This is a genomic window from Caulobacter henricii, assembly GCF_001414055.1.
Taxonomy (GTDB): Bacteria; Pseudomonadota; Alphaproteobacteria; order Caulobacterales; family Caulobacteraceae; genus Caulobacter; species Caulobacter henricii.
The window spans coordinates 2,553,721-2,570,868 of the sequence record NZ_CP013002.1 but is presented as its reverse complement, the minus strand read 5'-3'; the positions used below and the strand labels follow the sequence as shown (position 1 = coordinate 2,570,868).

At 65.2% G+C, this 17,148-nt stretch carries 16 protein-coding genes; 11 read left to right on the top strand and 5 right to left on the bottom strand.

Translation table 11 applies throughout. The annotated features are described in order from the left end of the window. Positions 1 to 83: 83 nt before the first annotated feature. The 3 genes from AQ619_RS12085 to AQ619_RS12075 form a co-directional block, all read right to left on the bottom strand. Positions 84 to 2,297: a S9 family peptidase gene (locus tag AQ619_RS12085; RefSeq protein ID WP_062147816.1), complete on the bottom strand. Its 2,214-nt coding sequence runs from the start codon at positions 2,295 to 2,297 to the stop codon at positions 84 to 86. 94 nt (positions 2,298 to 2,391) lie between these two features. Further along, complete coding sequence (locus AQ619_RS12080; RefSeq protein ID WP_062147813.1) at positions 2,392 to 3,504, bottom strand: alkaline phosphatase D family protein; 1,113 nt, start codon at positions 3,502 to 3,504, stop codon at positions 2,392 to 2,394. A gap of 89 nt (positions 3,505 to 3,593) precedes the next feature. Continuing rightward, positions 3,594 to 5,885, bottom strand: coding sequence for a TonB-dependent receptor (locus AQ619_RS12075; protein ID WP_062147810.1), 2,292 nt, complete (start codon positions 5,883 to 5,885; stop codon positions 3,594 to 3,596). 229 nt (positions 5,886 to 6,114) lie between these two features. Between AQ619_RS12075 and ettA the strand changes: the two genes are divergently transcribed. Continuing rightward, on the top strand, positions 6,115 to 7,782 hold the full coding sequence (ettA, locus tag AQ619_RS12070) for an energy-dependent translational throttle protein EttA (RefSeq protein WP_062147807.1): 1,668 nt from the start codon (positions 6,115 to 6,117) through the stop codon (positions 7,780 to 7,782). A gap of 175 nt (positions 7,783 to 7,957) precedes the next feature. On the opposite strand, the gene AQ619_RS12065 is transcribed toward ettA, so the two are convergent. Then, positions 7,958 to 8,770, bottom strand: coding sequence for a sulfotransferase family 2 domain-containing protein (locus AQ619_RS12065; protein ID WP_062147804.1), 813 nt, complete (start codon positions 8,768 to 8,770; stop codon positions 7,958 to 7,960). 270 nt (positions 8,771 to 9,040) lie between these two features. Between AQ619_RS12065 and AQ619_RS12060 the strand changes: the two genes are divergently transcribed. Then, positions 9,041 to 9,997 carry a 2-hydroxyacid dehydrogenase gene (locus AQ619_RS12060; protein WP_062147802.1) on the top strand — a complete coding sequence of 319 codons (957 nt, stop codon included), beginning with the start codon at positions 9,041 to 9,043 and terminating at the stop codon, positions 9,995 to 9,997. On the opposite strand, the gene AQ619_RS12055 is transcribed toward AQ619_RS12060, so the two are convergent. Further along, on the bottom strand, positions 9,994 to 10,248 hold the full coding sequence (locus AQ619_RS12055) for a carboxymuconolactone decarboxylase family protein (protein WP_062151626.1): 255 nt from the start codon (positions 10,246 to 10,248) through the stop codon (positions 9,994 to 9,996). The genes AQ619_RS12060 and AQ619_RS12055 overlap by 4 nt on opposite strands. Positions 10,249 to 10,610: 362 nt before the next feature. Between AQ619_RS12055 and AQ619_RS12050 the strand changes: the two genes are divergently transcribed. The 9 genes from AQ619_RS12050 to AQ619_RS12010 are packed head-to-tail and all read left to right on the top strand — an operon-like array spanning position 10,611 to position 17,130. Further along, complete coding sequence (locus AQ619_RS12050) at positions 10,611 to 10,931, top strand: winged helix-turn-helix transcriptional regulator (RefSeq protein ID WP_236849466.1); 321 nt, start codon at positions 10,611 to 10,613, stop codon at positions 10,929 to 10,931. A gap of 2 nt (positions 10,932 to 10,933) precedes the next feature. Next, positions 10,934 to 11,308 carry a VOC family protein gene (locus AQ619_RS12045; protein ID WP_062147796.1) on the top strand — a complete coding sequence of 125 codons (375 nt, stop codon included), beginning with the start codon at positions 10,934 to 10,936 and terminating at the stop codon, positions 11,306 to 11,308. A gap of 43 nt (positions 11,309 to 11,351) precedes the next feature. Beyond that, entirely contained in the window at positions 11,352 to 12,329 is a 978-nt protein-coding gene (locus tag AQ619_RS12040) for a metalloregulator ArsR/SmtB family transcription factor (RefSeq protein WP_062147793.1), read from the top strand. Further along, positions 12,326 to 13,285: a methylenetetrahydrofolate reductase [NAD(P)H] gene (metF, locus tag AQ619_RS12035; protein WP_062147790.1), complete on the top strand. Its 960-nt coding sequence runs from the start codon at positions 12,326 to 12,328 to the stop codon at positions 13,283 to 13,285. The genes AQ619_RS12040 and metF overlap by 4 nt, the downstream gene beginning before the upstream one ends. Then, positions 13,282 to 14,151, top strand: coding sequence for a subclass B3 metallo-beta-lactamase (gene bla, locus AQ619_RS12030; RefSeq protein ID WP_062147787.1), 870 nt, complete (start codon positions 13,282 to 13,284; stop codon positions 14,149 to 14,151). Before metF ends, bla begins: the two co-directional genes overlap by 4 nt. Beyond that, entirely contained in the window at positions 14,148 to 15,224 is a 1,077-nt protein-coding gene (locus AQ619_RS12025; protein WP_062147784.1) for a homocysteine S-methyltransferase family protein, read from the top strand. The genes bla and AQ619_RS12025 overlap by 4 nt, the downstream gene beginning before the upstream one ends. A gap of 12 nt (positions 15,225 to 15,236) precedes the next feature. Then, positions 15,237 to 16,229, top strand: coding sequence for a D-alanine--D-alanine ligase family protein (locus AQ619_RS12020; protein ID WP_062147782.1), 993 nt, complete (start codon positions 15,237 to 15,239; stop codon positions 16,227 to 16,229). Next, positions 16,226 to 16,627: a DUF4259 domain-containing protein gene (locus tag AQ619_RS12015; protein ID WP_062147779.1), complete on the top strand. Its 402-nt coding sequence runs from the start codon at positions 16,226 to 16,228 to the stop codon at positions 16,625 to 16,627. The genes AQ619_RS12020 and AQ619_RS12015 overlap by 4 nt, the downstream gene beginning before the upstream one ends. Further along, entirely contained in the window at positions 16,627 to 17,130 is a 504-nt protein-coding gene (locus tag AQ619_RS12010) for a RidA family protein (protein ID WP_062147776.1), read from the top strand. Before AQ619_RS12015 ends, AQ619_RS12010 begins: the two co-directional genes overlap by 1 nt. Positions 17,131 to 17,148 lie beyond the last annotated feature (18 nt).

The window sequence follows — 17,148 nt, the reverse complement described above, 5'->3', positions numbered from 1 at the left end:
GCCCGCGACAAAGTGACGAGACCGGCGCGCATTTTGACGCAGGCCCTTCGCGGCGCGATCGCCGAAAAGGGCCTGGTCCCGGGCTAGTGCCCCTTGAGCTTGCGATTGAAGAATTCGAGATGGGTCTTCAGCACGCTGAGGCCCTTGGTCTTGCTGCCGGGCGCGCTGTGGCGCTCACCAGGATAGAGGGCCATCTCGAACGGGATGGCTTTCTTCTGCAGGGCCGCGATCAGGCGGGTGCTGTTCTCGAAGATCACATTGTCGTCGGCCATGCCGTGCAGCAGCAGCAGGCTGCCGGGCTTCATCCTGTCCAGACGGTTCAGGATATCCGACCGCGCATAGCCTTCCTTGTTCTCCTCCGGCTTGCCCATGTAGCGCTCGGTATAGGCGGTGTCGTAAAGGCCCCATTCGGTCGGCGGCGCACCACCGGCACCGGCCTTGAACGGCGTATTCTCGGCCGTCAGCATCATCAGGGTCATGAAGCCGCCATAGGACCAGCCCATCACGCCCAACTTGTCGGCGTCGACATAGGGTAGGGATTTCAGATAGTTGGCACCAACAATCTGATCATCTACCTCAACCGTGCCCATGCGGCGGTCCAGGGCGCGCTTGAACTTGGCCGAGCGGTTGGAGCTGCCGCGGTTGTCCAGCTTGAAGATCAGATAGCCGGCCTCGAGATAGGTGCGCTCGCTGGCGCTCTGCCAGGTCTTGCTGACCCGCTGGGCGTGCGGGCCGCCATAGACCGAGACGATGGCCGGATACTTTTTCGCCGGATCGAAGTCGGAGGGCTTCAGGATCGAATAGTGCAGGACCTCGCCATCGGCGGCTTGCAGCGTGCCGTAGTCCGGTGTGGTCAGGGTCGAGGCGTAGGGCCAGTAGGGGTGACCCTCAGCGAGGCGGTTCTCCTCAATCCAGCGCACCCGCTTGCCGTCAGGCGCATAGAGGCCGGTCTGGGGCGGGGTCTTGGGATCGCTGTACGAACCGGCAAAGGCTCCATTGCTGGCGACCTTGGCGCTCCACCAGCCACCGGCGGGCGTCAGGGCCTTGGGCTTGCCGGGCTTGGCATAGGATACCTCATAGAGGCGACGTTCGATCGGCGTCTCGATGGACGCCCCGAAGATCACCACCTTGCGGGCCTCGTCGACGCCCTCGACCCGGTCCATGGGCCAGTCGCCCTTGGTGATCTGGGCGATCAGCTTGCCGTCGGCAGCATGCCGATAGAGGTGGTTGAAGCCCGACTTTTCCGAGGACCACAGGAAGCTTCCGTCGGCCAGGGGGCGGAAGTCCTCATGCACCTCGATGAAGTTGCGGTCGGTCTCGGTCAGGATCGTCTTGCCCAAGCCGGTCGTCGGGTCGAAGGCGATGATGTCGAGGGTCTTCTGGTCACGCGACAGGCGCTGGACATAGAGGGTCTTGCCATTGGCCGACCAGTCGACGCGGGCGACATAGATGTCCTTGTTGCTGCCGAGATCCAGCGGCACGACCTGGCCGGTGGCCATGTTGCGGACGAACAGGTCGACCACGGCATTGGGGCGGCCGGCCCGGGGATAGCGCTGCAGGACCACCGTGGCCCCGCCGGGGCCGATGTCGGCGCGCGGCACGATGTCGACGCCGCTTTCATCGACCCGGGTATAGGCGATGTGGCTCTCGCTGGGCGACCACCAGTAGCCGCTGAACCGGTCCAGCTCTTCCTGGGCGATGAACTCGGCGACGCCGAACGACAGGGCGTCCCTGCCGTCCGTCGTCAGGGCCTTTTCGGCACCGCCGTCGACCGGCTTCACATAGAGATTCTGGTCGCGGACATAGGAGACAAACCCGCCCAGCGGCGAGACCTTGGCGTCGACCTCGTCACCGGGGGTCTCGGTCAGACGGCTGACCTTGCCGTCTGCAACGCTGTCCAGATAGAGGTCGCCGTCCAGAGGCACCAGGATGAAGCGGCCCTGGCTGTCCCAGCTGTATTCGACAATGCCGCGCGACGAGACGCGGGCCCGTTCGCGACGGGCTTTTTCGGCTTCCGACAGTTCCTTGGCCCCTGAGGACAGGCTGGCCGAGTCGATCAGGCGATAGGGCTCGCCGCCGGCCACGTCGGCCGCCCACAGGTCCTGGACATTGGCCGCCTCGGCCTTGGCTTTCAGATAGGTGACGCGCTTGCCGTCCGGCGAGAGGGACACGCCGCGGGCCGTAGGGCCTGTCAGGCTTGGATCAGCGAAAATCCGCTCAGGGGTGAGCTTTTCCGCCAGAACGGGCGAAGTCAGGGCGAGGCACGCCGCGAGGGCGGTAAGCGAGGGTCTGATCATGGCGCGGGACGCTAGAGCGGGGCCGCGAGCTTGTCAGCAGGGAAAAGTTTGATGGGCGGTCGGAAGTCCTCCCCCTTCGGGGGGAGGGCTTGCTTCACCCGACCCTAAGCGTCCCCGTATCCACCACCTGCGAGATTTTCACCGCGCCCTTCTCGTCATGGATCTTCAGCGTGACCCTGGGCGCTGCGCCGCTCCAGTCGATCTCGATCATGCCGAAGTTGCGTTCGCGGACCACGGGAGAGACCCGCAAAGCATTGGGCGGCGTGACCGGCCACACCTCGGTCAGGCCCGAGGAGGTGATGTCCCAGATCGGATAGGGTACATTGGCGTCCAGTCGCGAGACCTCGGCATAGTGGGTGTCGCCGCTGATGCAGATCAGGCGCTCGGCCTTCTGGCGGCGGATGGCTTCGAACAGGCGCTGGTGGTCGCGGGCATAGTTGATCCAGCCTTCCCAACCGGCGAAATCGGCCAGGACCTGCAGGCTCGAGCCGAAAAGGCGCAGATCGGCGGGCTGGGCCAGCTGCTGCTCCAGCCAGGACCACTGCGGCTCACCGATCATGGTCGCGGTCAGATCGGGGATACGATCATAGGGACCGGGGGTCTCCTTGCCGGAGAGGCCGCTGGCCGTAGCCCAGGCCTTGTAGCCGCCGGGGAAGGACTTCTCGACCAGGGGCGTGCGGTTCCAGCGCAGGTCGGGGAGGATGATCTGTACCCTTTGGCCGGCCGGACCAAACACATAGGCCGCATAGACGCCGTCGCGCGTGCGACGGACGGAGTCCGCAGGCTCGCCCCAGAAGTCGCAGAACTGGCGGCGGCTTTCGGCCTTCATGGGATAGTCGGCCCCGGCGTCGTTCTCGCCAAAGTCATGATCGTCCCAGATGGCGATCACAGGGAGGGAGTCGCGCAGGCGCTTGAAGTGCGGCTTGGCCGCCAGGGTCGCATACTTGGCCGCCATCACCTTGGGATCGCGGGTGTCAGCATAGATGTTGTCGCCCAGGAAGACGAACAGATCAGGCTTGGCCGCGAAGATGGCGTCCCAGATCGGCTGGTCCTTGTCCTGCTTGGCACAGGAACCGAAGGCGATCCTGGTCAGGGCCTTGTTGAGCGCCGGATGCGGTGCGTCGACCACGGCCGCCTGGGCGGCGGGCGCAACGGCCAGGGCAGCGGCCGAAAGGCCCAGGGCTGAACGGCGGGACAGGTCGGTCATGGGCAGGCCTCTGGCGGTCAAGGGGACAAACTAGAACGACAAAGGGCCGGGAGTCGCCTCCCGGCCCGATGCCTGGACATCAAGAGGGCTTAGAACGCCTTCTTGATCGAGACGAAGAACTGACGCGGCGGGGCGGTCAGAACGGTCTGGCCCGTACCGGCGGCGTCATTGTTCAGGAAGCCACCCGAACCGATGGTCGAGATATAGTCCTCGTCGGTCAGGTTGGTGATGTTGGCCTGGATTTCCAGACCCTTGCCCCAGGTCTCGCCGTCGAAGCGATAGCCCAGCGTCAGGTCGGCAACGGTGGTGCTGTCCACCTGACCACCGATGTTCTCGTAGGTGTAGTAACGCTCGCCGGTATAGGCGACGCCCAGCTTGCTGTAGAAGCCGGCCAGTTCAAACTTCACTTCGCCCTTGAAGATGTTCTTGGGCGTATTGACCACTTCCTTGCCGGCGGTGCGGGCGACGACGACGCCCGAGCCGTTGAGGACGTTATCCTGGTATTCGGACTGGTTGTAGGTGTAGGCGCCGTAGAGCGACCAGTTGTCGGTCAGCTTGTATTCGCCGGCCAGTTCGATGCCGTTGGTCTCAACGCCGCCGACGTTCGACAGAACGGCGGGCAGGCCCAGGATCGGTGCCGCGGTGCTGGCGGCCAGCAGGCGGTTCTCGAAGGTCACGTGATAGAGGGCCGCAACGCCCTGGAAGCGTTCATTACGATAACGGGCACCCAGTTCCACGGTCTTGGAGGTTTCAGGCTCCAGGGTCTTGGTGATGTAGTCGACTGCGGCCTGGTTCTGCGAAGCGAAGGGGCCCGAGGTGGCTGCCGAGACATAGGCTGCCATGTTTTCGGTGTAGCCGCCGAAGACTTCCAGGTCCGGCGTGGCCTTGTAGACAAACCCGACCTGCGGGAGGAACGAGTTCTGCGACTCGATCTCGCCGGCCAGCGGGTTGCCGGCGATGCGCTGCACCGTGTTGGTCACTTCCATGGCCTTGAAGCCGAAATTGACCTTCAGGGCGTCATTGACGGTCCAGGTGTCTTCGATGTGGGCGACCAGGGTGTCGGTCACGAAGCGGTACTGCCACTGGGTGAAGAAGGGGTTCTCCTGGAAGTCCAGCGGATCGCGCGACGGGGCGGCGGCCGTTTCGGCATAGAAGCGACGCGCCTGATTGAAGGTGTTCTTCTCACCCCAGAAGCCGACGCCCACTTCGTGCGAACCCAGTTCGAAGGTGAGGCCGCCGGTCACGCCCTTGCGGTCGATGTCATACTCGGTGGTGCGGATCGACAGCGGGGCAGCGGTCGAACCGACGGTGCCGAAGCCCGGGCTCGGAACGTAAGGCGTGTACCACAGGCCCTGGCCCTGGTTGGCATGGCCATAGGCGGCCAGGTCAAGCTTGGCGGTCTCGCCGAGCGGCAGCTTAAGGGCCAGGCCGTAAAGCTCGTCATCGCGAACGCCGGCACCCGAATAATAGGCGTCGTCAACGGTCTTGAACGGGGCGGGCAGGGCCGTCCCGGTCAGATAGGCGCGACCGGCGGCCACGGCCAGGTTCCAGTTGGGCTGGGTGTTGTCCCAGTTGCGGCCGAGACGCTTGATCATCTCGAAGGAGAGGTCCTGGTAGTCCTGTTCGCGGCGCTGCGAGCCGTTGTAGAAGGCCGTCAGGCTGCCATTGTCGCCGATCGGCAGCACGGCCTTCAGGTCGTACTGGAACTGGCGCTGCTCGCCGCCGCCCTTCCACTTCTCGGTCTCTTGGCTGACGATCGAGGCGTAGCCGCGCAGGCCGCCCAATTGCTCGATGGAGCCGCTGTCGAGGCGGCCGAACACACGGTACATGCCTTCCGAGCCGCCCGTCGCGTTCAGCTGGCCACCAAAGTCCTTCGACGGATCGCGCGAGAAGAACTGCAGCGTGCCGCCGAGGTTGCTGGTCGAAGCGGTGGCGAGCGCGCCGGCACCCTGGGCCAGCTCAACGCGGCCGATGTTTTCGTTGGTGATGGCGCGGCTGATGTGCAGGCCGTTGTGGTTGCCATAGCTCATGTCGCCGAGCGGCACGCCGTCGAGGGTGAAGCCCAGCTGGTTCTGGTTGAAGCCGCGGATCGAGATGCGGGTCGACCACTCATAGGCGCCGAAGGCGTCGGCCGACTGGAAGGTCACGCCGGGCAGCTTGTCGATGGCCTTGAGCGGGCTGGTGCCGGCGGCTTCCAGCGAAATGGCTTCGTCCTTCAGGGTCTGAACCTGGCGGCTCTGGCCCTGACCAATGACGATGACGGCGTCCACGGCGGTGGTGTCGGCGGCCTCGGTCGGCGCCGGCTCGGCTGCCAGGGCGGGCGCGGCGGCCAGCAGCAGGAGGGCGGCCGAAGCGGCACCCAGCATCAGATGGTTTTTCATGATCTATCCCCATGCCCGGTCGCGCGGGGAGCACGCCGGTTCTGCGGCCCGGGTAACAGCGCTGCGCGACGCCAAGGCGACGGTTGGATGTCGACTCTCCGACAGTCCTAAGACGGAACCGTGAAGCTGACTTTGGGGCAGCTGAGCGCGCCGACATTGCGCAAACCGCCCCCGACGGCTATTTCAGCGCCCGTCCTCCCCCGAACTATGACAGCGAGATCAACGCCCGATGGCCCAGCAGTACATTTTCCAGATGCAAGGCCTGACCAAGGCGTTCCCGGGCGGCAAGAAGGTGTTCGAGAACATCTGGCTGTCCTTCTATTCCGACGCCAAGATCGGCGTCGTCGGCGTCAACGGCTCGGGCAAGTCGACCCTGCTGAAGATCATGGCCGGCCTGGATGACCAGTTCTCGGGCGAGGCCAAGGCCGCTGACGGCATCCGCCGGGGCTATCTGCCCCAGGAGCCGGTTCTGGATCCGACCAAGGACGTCTGGGGCAATGTCATCGCCGACTGCGAGGACAAGCTGATCTTCGACCGCTACAACGAATGCGCAAACAAGCTCGGCGAGGACTATTCCGACGAGCTGATGGAAGAGATGACCAAACTCCAGGAGGTCATCGACGCCCGCGACCTGTGGGACATCGACTCCAAGGTCGAGATGGCCATCGACGCCCTGCGTTGCCCGCCCAACGACGCCAATATCGATAGCCTGTCGGGTGGTGAAAAGCGCCGGATCGCCCTGGCGCGCCTGCTGCTCAGCAAGCCCGACATCATGCTGCTCGACGAACCGACCAACCACCTGGACGCCGAGTCGGTGGCCTGGCTGCAGCACCACCTGGAAAACTTCCCGGGCTGCGTGATCCTCGTCACCCACGATCGCTACTTCCTGGACCAGGTCACCAAGTGGACCCTGGAGCTCGATCGCGGCAAGGGCATCCCCTACGAGGGCAACTATTCCGGCTGGCTGGAACAGAAGCAGAAGCGGGTTGTGCAGGAGCAGTCCGAGTCCGAGTCCCGCCAGCGCGCCCTGACCCGCGAACTGGAATGGGTCCGCAGCTCGCCGAAGGCGCGTCAGTCCAAGTCCAAGGCCCGTCTGGCGTCGTACGAGGAAATGGTCGCCGCCCAGGAAAACGCCCGGGCTGCCCAGACCCATGCCCATATCCAGATCCCGCCCGGCCCGCGTCTGGGCAATGTGGTGCTGGAAGTCACCGGTCTGGAAAAGGAATATGGCGACAAGGTCCTGTTCAAGGACCTGTCCTTCAAGCTGCCGCCCAATGGCATTGTCGGCGTCATCGGCCCGAACGGCGCCGGCAAGTCGACCCTGTTCAAGCTGATCACCGGCCGCGAGCAACCCGATGCCGGCACGGTCAAGGTCGGCGAGACGGTCAAGCTGTCCTATGTCGACCAGTCGCGCGATGCGCTCGATCCCAACAAGACCATATGGCAGGAAGTCTCGGGCGGCACCGACGTGATGATCGTCGGCAAGCGCGAGATCAACAGCCGTGCCTATGTCGGCAGTTTCAACTTCAAGGGCGCCGACCAGCAGAAAAAGGTCGGCCTGCTGTCGGGTGGTGAGCGCAACCGCGTCCACCTGGCCAAGACCCTGGCCACCGGCGGCAACCTGCTGCTGCTCGACGAACCGACCAACGACCTGGATATCGAAACCCTGCAGGCCCTCGAAGAAGCCCTGGAAGAGTTCGCCGGCTGCGCCGTGGTCATCTCCCACGATCGCTGGTTCCTCGACCGCCTGGCCACCCACATCCTGGCCTTCGAGGGCGACAGCCACGTCGAATGGTTCGAGGGCAACTTCGAGATGTACGAAGAAGACAAGAAGCGCCGCCTGGGCGCGGACAGCCTGATCCCGAAGCGCATCAAGTTCCAGAAGTTCGCGCGGTAGGGGCCTTGGCAACCTGACGGTTCCAGTCAGGTTGCAATGGAGGCACGGCCTTGGTGCTGAGATGAAGCGGGGTGGCCTTCACGGGTCACCCCGTTTTTGTGCCTGGGTGCGAAACCCCAAACGCAGACAGATTCAGCTGTGTCTCTTGTTCACAATCATAAGGCGGCTGCTCGGTTTAGGCCTTCAGCGCCGCCGGCAGGGCCGCCAGGAGATGGCGTCGACCGGCTTCGTAGACGGCATATTCGAGGGCAAAGGCGTCGCGATGCGCCGCCTGCCATTCGCCATAGGTCTCCGTCGGATCGCCGCTGCGATGGGCGTCGTCGGCCCGATTGACATGGATCACCGCTTGCGGCGGCGGGAAGCCCAGAGCCTTGGCCAGGACCCGCACCGAGGCGTCATAGGCCTCGAGAATCCCCACAGCGATATAGCCACGGTCGAAGGCCCTGTCGGCATTGTCCGGGGTGACCTGCCACGGCAACTGGGCGAGGAATGAAAACGGATCTTCGCCCTCATTGGCAGCCTTGGCCCTGCGGTCGAACCATTGGCCAAAGGTGGGATTGTCGTCGAGTGCGGGGACGGGCACTCCGCTCCGACGCTGAAAATGCAGGTAGCGCCATTGGGAGACGAACCGGGAAAACGGGTCCCGCAGGAAGGTGATGAACTGCCGGGCCTCCGGATAATAGGCAAGGGCCCCGATGCCGCGCACCCGATTGAAATGGCCGTGGACGCAGGCACGAGCGCCTGCGCCGTCGTGCCTCACGGGGTCCGCCGCGTCCCGATAGTGGAGGTACAGCCGGTCGTCTCCGAACCAGGACTTGAGGGTGGTGCAAAAGCTGGTGCCGGCTGTCTTGGGCACGTGCAGGGATATGAGGAGCTGTGACGGGTCGTAGGCCTGTGAGGCCGAAGCTCGAATGCCTGCCCGCGGGGTTTCCACCCTGCTGATCTGTTCGAACGTGCTGGATGTCATCTGGTGCATGAGCAGGTCCATGACGTACGTCCTTGCCTATCGACACCTGAAGCGGTGCAACGGCTTCCTTGCCTCTAACAACGCGCAACGGTGCAGGTTCCGTCGTTCTAGCCACGCCGCGAAAAACGGGATTGATGGCGGTCAAAACACGCGGCGGCCACTACGAGGATTAACCATGCGTAGTCGATGCTGGCGCGGCGCGGCAACTGCGGTAGCTTGTCGCACGAGATGAAGAATCCCGCCGGTGACGGGTGCCGTATGGCCTGGACCGGACCGGGATGGAGGACCCCCATGCCGCAGACCGCCGACAAGCCGCACATCCTGATCTCTCATGAGATGCTCCTGCCGCTTCAGCCCTTGCTGGAGGGGAGCTATACGGTTCATCGGTTCTGGGAGTTTCCCGATCCGCTGGTCTTTCTGCAGGGGCCAGGGCAGTCCGTGCGGGCCATCGTCCATGCCGGCGAGACGGCCCTGGGCAAGGATCTGCTCTCTGAGATGCCACAACTGGGCCTGATCGCCTGTGTCAGTGTCGGCTATGACGGCGTCGACGTGCCCTGGTGCAAGGGCCGCGGCATTTCGGTGACCCACTCTACCGGCCTGAACGCGGGTGACGTCGCCGATCATGCCGTGGGTCTGATGCTGGCGGCCTGGCGCGGCATCGTCGAGGGCGAGAACCGCCTGCGGGCCGGGCGATGGACCCATGCCGAACGGATGGCCCCCCGTCACGGCCTGCGCGGGCGCAAGGTGGGTATCGTCGGCCTGGGCCATATTGGTGAGGCGGTGGCGCGCCGGGTCGAGGCCTTCGAGATGAAGGTCGCCTGGTGGGCTCCGCGTCCCAAGGAAACCGACCGGCCGCGCGCTGAAAGCCTCTTGGCCCTGGCGCGCGACAGCGATGTCCTGATGGTTTGTGCCCGGCCCGATGACACCAATCGACACATGATAAATCAGGCGGTGATCGAAGCCCTTGGCCCTCAGGGCCTGCTGGTCAATGTGGCGCGTGGATCGCTCGTCGACGAAGACGCCCTGATCGCAGCCCTGAAGGATGGACGGCTCGGCATGGCGGCGCTGGATGTCTTCGAGCAGGAACCGACACCGGCGGACCGCTGGGTCGGGGTCCCCCATACGGTTCTGACGCCGCATCTGGCCGGTGCGACGCTCGACAGCATTCCGGCCATGGTCGGGCTGACGCTGGAAAACCTGCGCTGCTATTTCAACGGTGAGCCCCTGGCTTCGCCGGTTGGGAGCTAGGGTTTGGGAAACGGTGCAGCGAACGGTTCGGGTTCTAGGCGCAGGCCGTTCACCAGCAGGCTGACCGTCCGGTAGAAGCCGGCCAGCATCATCAGTTCGATCCGCGCCGCCTCGTCGAAGACTTCGGCGAGGCGCGCCCAGAGGTCATCGTCGATATCGGCCCGGGCGTTGACGGCGTCGCAGAAGCTGATCAGCAGCGCCTCGTGCGGCGACCAGCAGTCGGCGATCCCCGGCGCGGCGGTAGCCGCCAGCCGCGTCGCGTCCAGACCGGCGGCGCGCGCGAAAATCGCCGCGTGCACCCCCCCATTCATAGGCCGCACCATTGAGGGCGCAGATCCGGTGAATGACGATTTCGCGGTCGCTCTGGCTCAGATGGCCCGGATCCAGCAGGCCCGCGCCGGTGAAGCGCGAGAACAGGCGCTCATCCCGGGCCAGGGTTCGAAACAGTGACAGTGGCTGTTCGCCCGGCGTCTTCAGGCGGTCCAGCGTCTTCTGGACAGATGCGGGGTAGGGCGAGGTGGCCGGCGCAATTCGGGGGGACATGGCAATCTCCTTTTGCTACAATTTTTGTATCATGGCTGAGCCTCCGATTGCTACAAAAATTGAAGCGCCCTTGCCGGGCAAGCCTGTGCGCGGCTCGACCACGGGGCGTGCGGTCATGGCCGCGCTCGATCTGGTGGGCCGGCGTGGGGCCCTGCGGATCGTCTGGGAGCTGCGCGAGGGCGCGGTCCTGACCTTCCGCGCGCTGCAGGCGGCTGCGGAACTGCCGCCGGGCACATTGAATGCCCGTCTGGCCGAACTTCGGGCCGCCGACATTGTATCGGCCGAGGCCGGCTATCGTCTGACGCCGCGCGGAGCGGCCCTGATCGAGGCGCTTGCGCCGCTGATGACTTGGTCGCAGGCTTGGGCCGATGATCTGGCGACGGGGGATTGATCATGGCCAAGGTGCTGGGTCTGGGCGGGATATTCTTCAAGGCGGCCGATCCGGTCGCGGTGCGCGACTGGTATGCGCGGGTGCTGGGCTTCGAGGTCCATGACTGGGGCGGGGTGGTATTCGATCATCCGAAGGTCGGCGCAACCAACTGGTCGCCGTTCGCGGCTGACACCCAGTATTTTGAACCGTCGCAGGCGGGCTTCATGATCAACCTTATCGTCGATGACCTGGACGGCTTGCTGGCCAGGGCGGCGGCCGCGGGGGTGGAGCCCACCGGTCGGCAGGACGAGGAGATGGGGCGTTTTGCCTGGATTCTGGACCCGGCCGGGGTCAAGATCGAGCTCTGGGAGCCCGCCAGCGCCACTCCTGAGGCATAAAATCAGCTTGCCAAATCGGACATAAAGATATCTTTATGTCCCCATGAAGCTATCGGCTGAGCAGGTTGTCGAGGTGTTGCGGGCGGCGGGGGAATCGACCCGCCTGCGTCTGCTCGCCCTGCTGGCCAGCGAAGAGCTTTCGGTTCTCGAGCTATGCCAGATTCTGGACCAGAGCCAGCCCCGTGTCTCCCGCCATCTCAAGCTGCTGGCCGAGGCCGGGCTGGTTGAGCGCTTTCCCGATGGGGCCTGGGTGTTCTATCGCCTGGCTGGCAAGTCCCCCGGCCGGGCCCTGATTGGCCAGGCCCTGGACCTGATCGATGCCGCCGATCCGGCTGTCCATGCCGACGCCGAAAAGCTGGCCCAGGTGCGCGCCGAGCGTTCGACCGGGGCCCAGGCCTATTTCGCGCGCAATGCGGCCCGCTGGAACGAGATCCGCTCGCTCTATGTCGACGAGGCCGAGGTCGAGGCGGCCATCCTGCGGGCGACCGGGGAGGGGCCATTCGATGAACTGGTCGACCTGGGGGCCGGCGCTGGCCGGATGCTGACCCTGCTGGGCCAGCGGGCCGGGGCGGCCCTTGGCCTCGATCTTTCGCAGCAGATGCTGAACATCGCGCGCGACGAGGTGGCCAAGGCCGGCTTGGCGCAATGCGAACTGCGCCACGGCGACATCTTCGCTACCGGCCTGCCGGGTGGTTGTGCCGATCTCGTCACCGTCCATCAGGTGCTGCACTATCTGGGCGACCCGGCCGCCGCCGTGGCGGAGGCCGCTCGGCTGGTGGCCCATGGCGGCCTGCTGCTGATCGCCGACTTTGCGCCCCACGATCATGAATTCCTGCGCGAGGCGCACCAGCATCGCCGCCTGGGCTTTGAGGACGCCGAGATGATCCCCTGGCTGGAGGCTGCGGGCCTGAGCCTCGAAAGCAATATCGCCTTGCCGCCGGCCACGGCGGAGGGCCTGACCGTCAAGATCTGGACGGCCCGTCGTTCGACCGCCGCTTCTGCGCAAAGGAGCGCTGCATGACCCTTCCTCCCGCCCGTCGCGTCATCGGTCCGGTTGCCCGGGCCGGCGAGCGTGGCCAGAGCCAGGCCGGCGGCCGTCCGCGCGTGTCGTTCGAGTTCTTTCCGCCCAAGACCCCGGCGATGGAAGAGAGCCTCTGGCAGGCGATCACCCGCCTGGCCCCGCTGGACCCGGCCTTCGTGTCGGTGACCTACGGAGCAGGAGGCTCCACGCGGGAGCGGACCCATCGCACGGTCAAGCGCATCCTCGACGAAACCCACCTCAAGCCCGCCGCTCACCTGACCTGCGTCGGGGCCAGCCGCGATGAGGTCGACGAGGTGATCCGGGAATACTGGCAGACGGGCGTTCGCCATATCGTCTCGCTGCGGGGCGATCCGCCGCCGACCGAAGGCGGCATCGGCGGGGTCTATGTGCCGCGTGCCGACGGCTACGCCAATGCCACGGAGTTGACCCAGGCGGTTCGCGGCATTGCACCCTTCGAGGTGCTGGTCGGGGTCTATCCCGAGAAGCATCCTGAGAGCCCGTCGATCCAGCACGATATCGAGGTCTTGAAGGCCAAGGTCGATGCCGGTGCGACCCTGGCCATCAGCCAGTTCTTCTTCGACATCGACGCCTTCCTGCGCTTCGTCGATCAGGTCCGGGCTGCCGGTATCACCATCCCGATCCTGCCGGGGATCATGCCGGTGACCAATTTCAATGGCCTGAAGAAGATGTCCGTAGCCTGCCAGACGGCGGTGCCCACCTGGCTGGCCAATCTGTTTGAAGGGCTGGACAATGACGCCGACACCCGCCGGCTGATCGCCTGTTCCGTGGCAGCCGAGATGTGCGCCAAGCTGCAGGAACAGGGGTTCGAGGATTTCCATTTCTACACCCTCAATCGCGCTGACCTGGTCTATGCGATCTGCCGGGTGCTGGGTGTGCGCGAGCGCGAAACCGCCGGTTCAGAGGTTGCGGCATGAAGATTCTGATGGCCCTGCTTTGCGGCGTCCTGACGCTCGCGGGCGGCAATGTCGCGCGGGCTGACGACTGGCCGCCGGCCGCCTGGTCCACCCCGGCCAAGCCTTACCGCGTCGTCGGGAACATCTACTATGTGGGGTCTGAGGGGCTCTCCTCCTACCTTATCACGTCGTCGGAAGGCCATATCCTGCTGGACGCCGGCATGTCGGCTGAAGGGGCCAGACTGGTCCAGCGCAACATCACCGCCCTGGGCTTCAAGCTGGCGGACGTGAAGATCCTGATCAACAGCCATGCGCACTACGACCATGCGGGCGGCCTTGCCCAGATGAAGGCTGACACCGGGGCCAAGCTCTATGCCGGTACGCTCGACAAGCCGGCCCTGGAGAAGGGGCGTCACTTTGGCGACAACGAGAACGGTTTGACGCCGTTCCCGGCCGTCAAGGTCGATCGGACGGTCAGTGAGGGCCAGAAGATCAAGCTGGGCGAAACCATCCTGACGGCGCGCCTGACGCCTGGTCACACGATCGGCGGGGTCGCCTGGACCCTGCCGGTGGTCGAGCGCGGTCGACCGCTGAATGTGGTGCTGTTCAATTCGGTCTCCGTGGCCGGTAACGCCCTGGTCGGCAACAAGACCCATCCCCGGATCGTTTCGGACTATCGCGCGACCTTCGCCAAGCTGAAGGTCCTGCCGGCCGACGTCTTCCTGCCCGTCCATCCCGAGCAGGCCGATCTGGCGGCCAAGCGCCAGAAGGTGCTGCGCGGCGACAACAACGCCTTCATCGATCCGACGGAACTGGGCCGCTTTGTCGCCGCCTCGGAAACGGCCTTCAACAAGGAGCTGGCACGCCAGCAGGGAGCGGCCAAATGACCGACCTCACGACGCGAGCGGGCCGGATCGCCGCCCTCAAGGCCGCGGCCAAGGCGCGGGTGCTTATCCTCGACGGCTCCTGGGGCGTGATGTTCCAGAAGAAGAAGCTGTCCGAGGCCGACTACCGCGCCAAGCGCTTCGCCGACTATAACGGGCAGATGAAGGGCAATAATGATGTCCTCTGCCTGACGCGGCCGGACCTCGTGGCCGAACTGCATGATGCCTACTTCTCGGCCGGGGCCGACATCTCCGAGACCAACACCTTCTCGGGCACGACGATCGCCCAGGCCGACTATCGCCTGTCCGAGCAGGATGTCTGGGACATCAATCTTGAAGGGGCGAAGATCGGCCGCTCGGTGGCCGACCGTTGGAACGCCAGGACCCCCGACCGCCCCAAGTTCATCGCCGGCTCGATCGGGCCGCTGAACGTGATGCTGTCGATGTCGTCGGATGTGAACGATCCCGGGGCCCGCAAGGTGACCTTCGACCAGGTCTATGACGCCTATCGCCAGCAGGTCTCGGCTCTGTACGAGGGCGGGGTCGATCTGTTCCTGATCGAGACCATCACCGACACCCTGAACTGCAAGGCTGCGATCAAGGCGATCCTGGATCTGCGCGACGAGGGCCATGAAGAGCTGCCGATCTGGATCAGCGGCACCATCACCGACCGTTCCGGCCGGACCCTGTCGGGTCAGACGGCCGAGGCTTTCTGGAACTCGGTCAAGCACTGCAAGCCGTTCGCCGTGGGCTTCAACTGCGCCCTCGGGGCCGACCTGATGCGGCCGCACATCGCCGAGATGGCCCGTATCGCCGATACCCTGGTGGCGGCCTATCCCAATGCCGGCCTGCCCAATGCCATGGGTGAGTATGACGAGGACCCGCACCAGACCGGCCATGCCCTGCACCAATGGGCGTCCGACGGCCTGGTCAACATTCTCGGCGGCTGTTGCGGCACGACGCCGGACCATATTTGCCATGTCGCCGAAGCGGTCGCCGGTGTAACCCCTCGTGCGATCCCCGAACGCCCGAAGGCCATGCGGCTGGCGGGCCTCGAACCCTTCGAACTGGCCTGAGATTCGACGACGATGCGCACCACCATCCTGTTTGGCGGCGAGAACCGCGAGCGCCTTGTCGCGGTCGCCAGCGCCCAGGCCCTGGCCCGGACACTGCCCGAGGCCGAGCTGTGGTTCTGGGCCCCGAACGGTCAGGTCCATGCGGCCAGCCGCGATGTGCTGCTGGGTCATCAGCGTCCGTTCGAGATCGACTTGCCGACGGAAGGCCCAGCGATCGGCGGGATCGAGTTGGCGCTCGACATGGCCGAACGCGAGGAACGGGTGCTGCTGCTTTCATTGCATGGCGGCGCGGCCGAGAACGGCGAACTGGCGGCCCTTTGCGAAGTGCGCGGCGTCGCCTTCACCGGTTCGGGCTCCGAAGCCAGCCGCAAGGCATTCGACAAGGTCGTGGCCAAGGGCATCGTGGCGGCGGTCGGCGTCAATGCGCCCGGGACCATCAGCCTTGAGGACGCCCCTGCAGCCCTCGCCCAATATGGCCGGTTGATCGGCAAGCCGGCCGCCGACGGCTCGAGTTACGGCCTTATCTTTGTCGACACGCCGGACGATCTGAAAGCCCTGGCAGAGGCTGCTGCGCGCGAGGCCTATCTGGTCGAGCCGTTCGTTTCAGGCCTGGAATCGACCTGTGGCGTACTCGAACGGGACGGACAGGTCATCGCCTTGCCGCCGGTCGAGATCCGCCCCGCCGAAGGCAAGTTCGACTATGCGAGCAAGTACCTCGCCAAGGACACCGAAGAGATCTGCCCGGCCACCTTCGCTCCGGAGGTCAATGCCCTGCTGCAGGACCAGGCGCTGAAGGCGCACCAGGCCCTGGGCTGCAGCGGCTATTCGCGGACAGACTTCATCGTCACGGCAAACGGCCCGATCTATCTCGAGACCAATACCCTGCCGGGCATGACCGCCTCGTCCCTCTACCCCAAGTCCCTGAAGGCCCAGGGTATCGGGTTTGAGGACTTCCTTCGGGGCCAGATCGCCCTGGCCGTTGCCCGAAAGGCCGCTCGCGCATGACCGCCTGGGCTCCCGGACCGTTCGACAATGAAGAGGCCGCCGACTTCATTGACGACCTGACTGAAGCGCCGGAGTGGCGTGTGGTCATGACCCTGCTGGAACATGCGGCTGGGGTCAGTGGCTATCTTGAGGAAGCCGAGGCCGAACTGGCTGTGGCCGCCGCGGCGGTCGTTGCCTCCTGTGTCAGCGCGGGCTCGGTGCTCCCGGACAACCATGCTGATCTGAAGGCCAGGCTGGGCCGGCCCCCTGAAGGTGCTGCCAATCTGGCCCGTCGGGCCCTGGCGCGGGTGGTGGCTCCGGCTTCCGAACTCGATGAGACCTGGCAGGAGGGCGAGGACCACGACGCCTGGCTGACCCAGATTGCGGGACTGCAAACTCTTCTGGGGGAAGCACGCTAATGACCAAAGCTGCTTCCGCCATCCTGATCGCGGCGCTCGCCCTGTCACTGCCGGCCGTCGCGGCAGAACCGGTGACCCGGACCTATCGCGCGCCGGATTCCGCCATCGCTACAGCCGTGGTGGTGCCCCCAGGCTATCGCACGATCTATCTTCAGGGCATGGCCTCTGCCGTACGGGATGCGTCGGCACCGGAAGGCAGCCTGGCAGCCTATGGCAATACCGAGCAGCAGACCCTGTCGGCCCTGGGCCGTATTCGGGATGCACTCCGTGCCGAGGGTGCAGATCTGACCGACGTGGTGTCCATGAAAGTCAGTCTGGTCGCCGATCCGAATCTGGGCGGAAAGATCGATTTCGACGGCATGATGCGCGCCTATCGGACCCTGTTTGGCACGACCGAGCAGCCAAACCGACCGTCACGCACCACCGTTCAGGTGGCCGGACTGACCAAGCCCGGCTTTCTGGTCGAGATCGAAACCATTGCTGCCGTACCCGTCCGTCCCTGAAGTCTGCTCCGGCCCTGG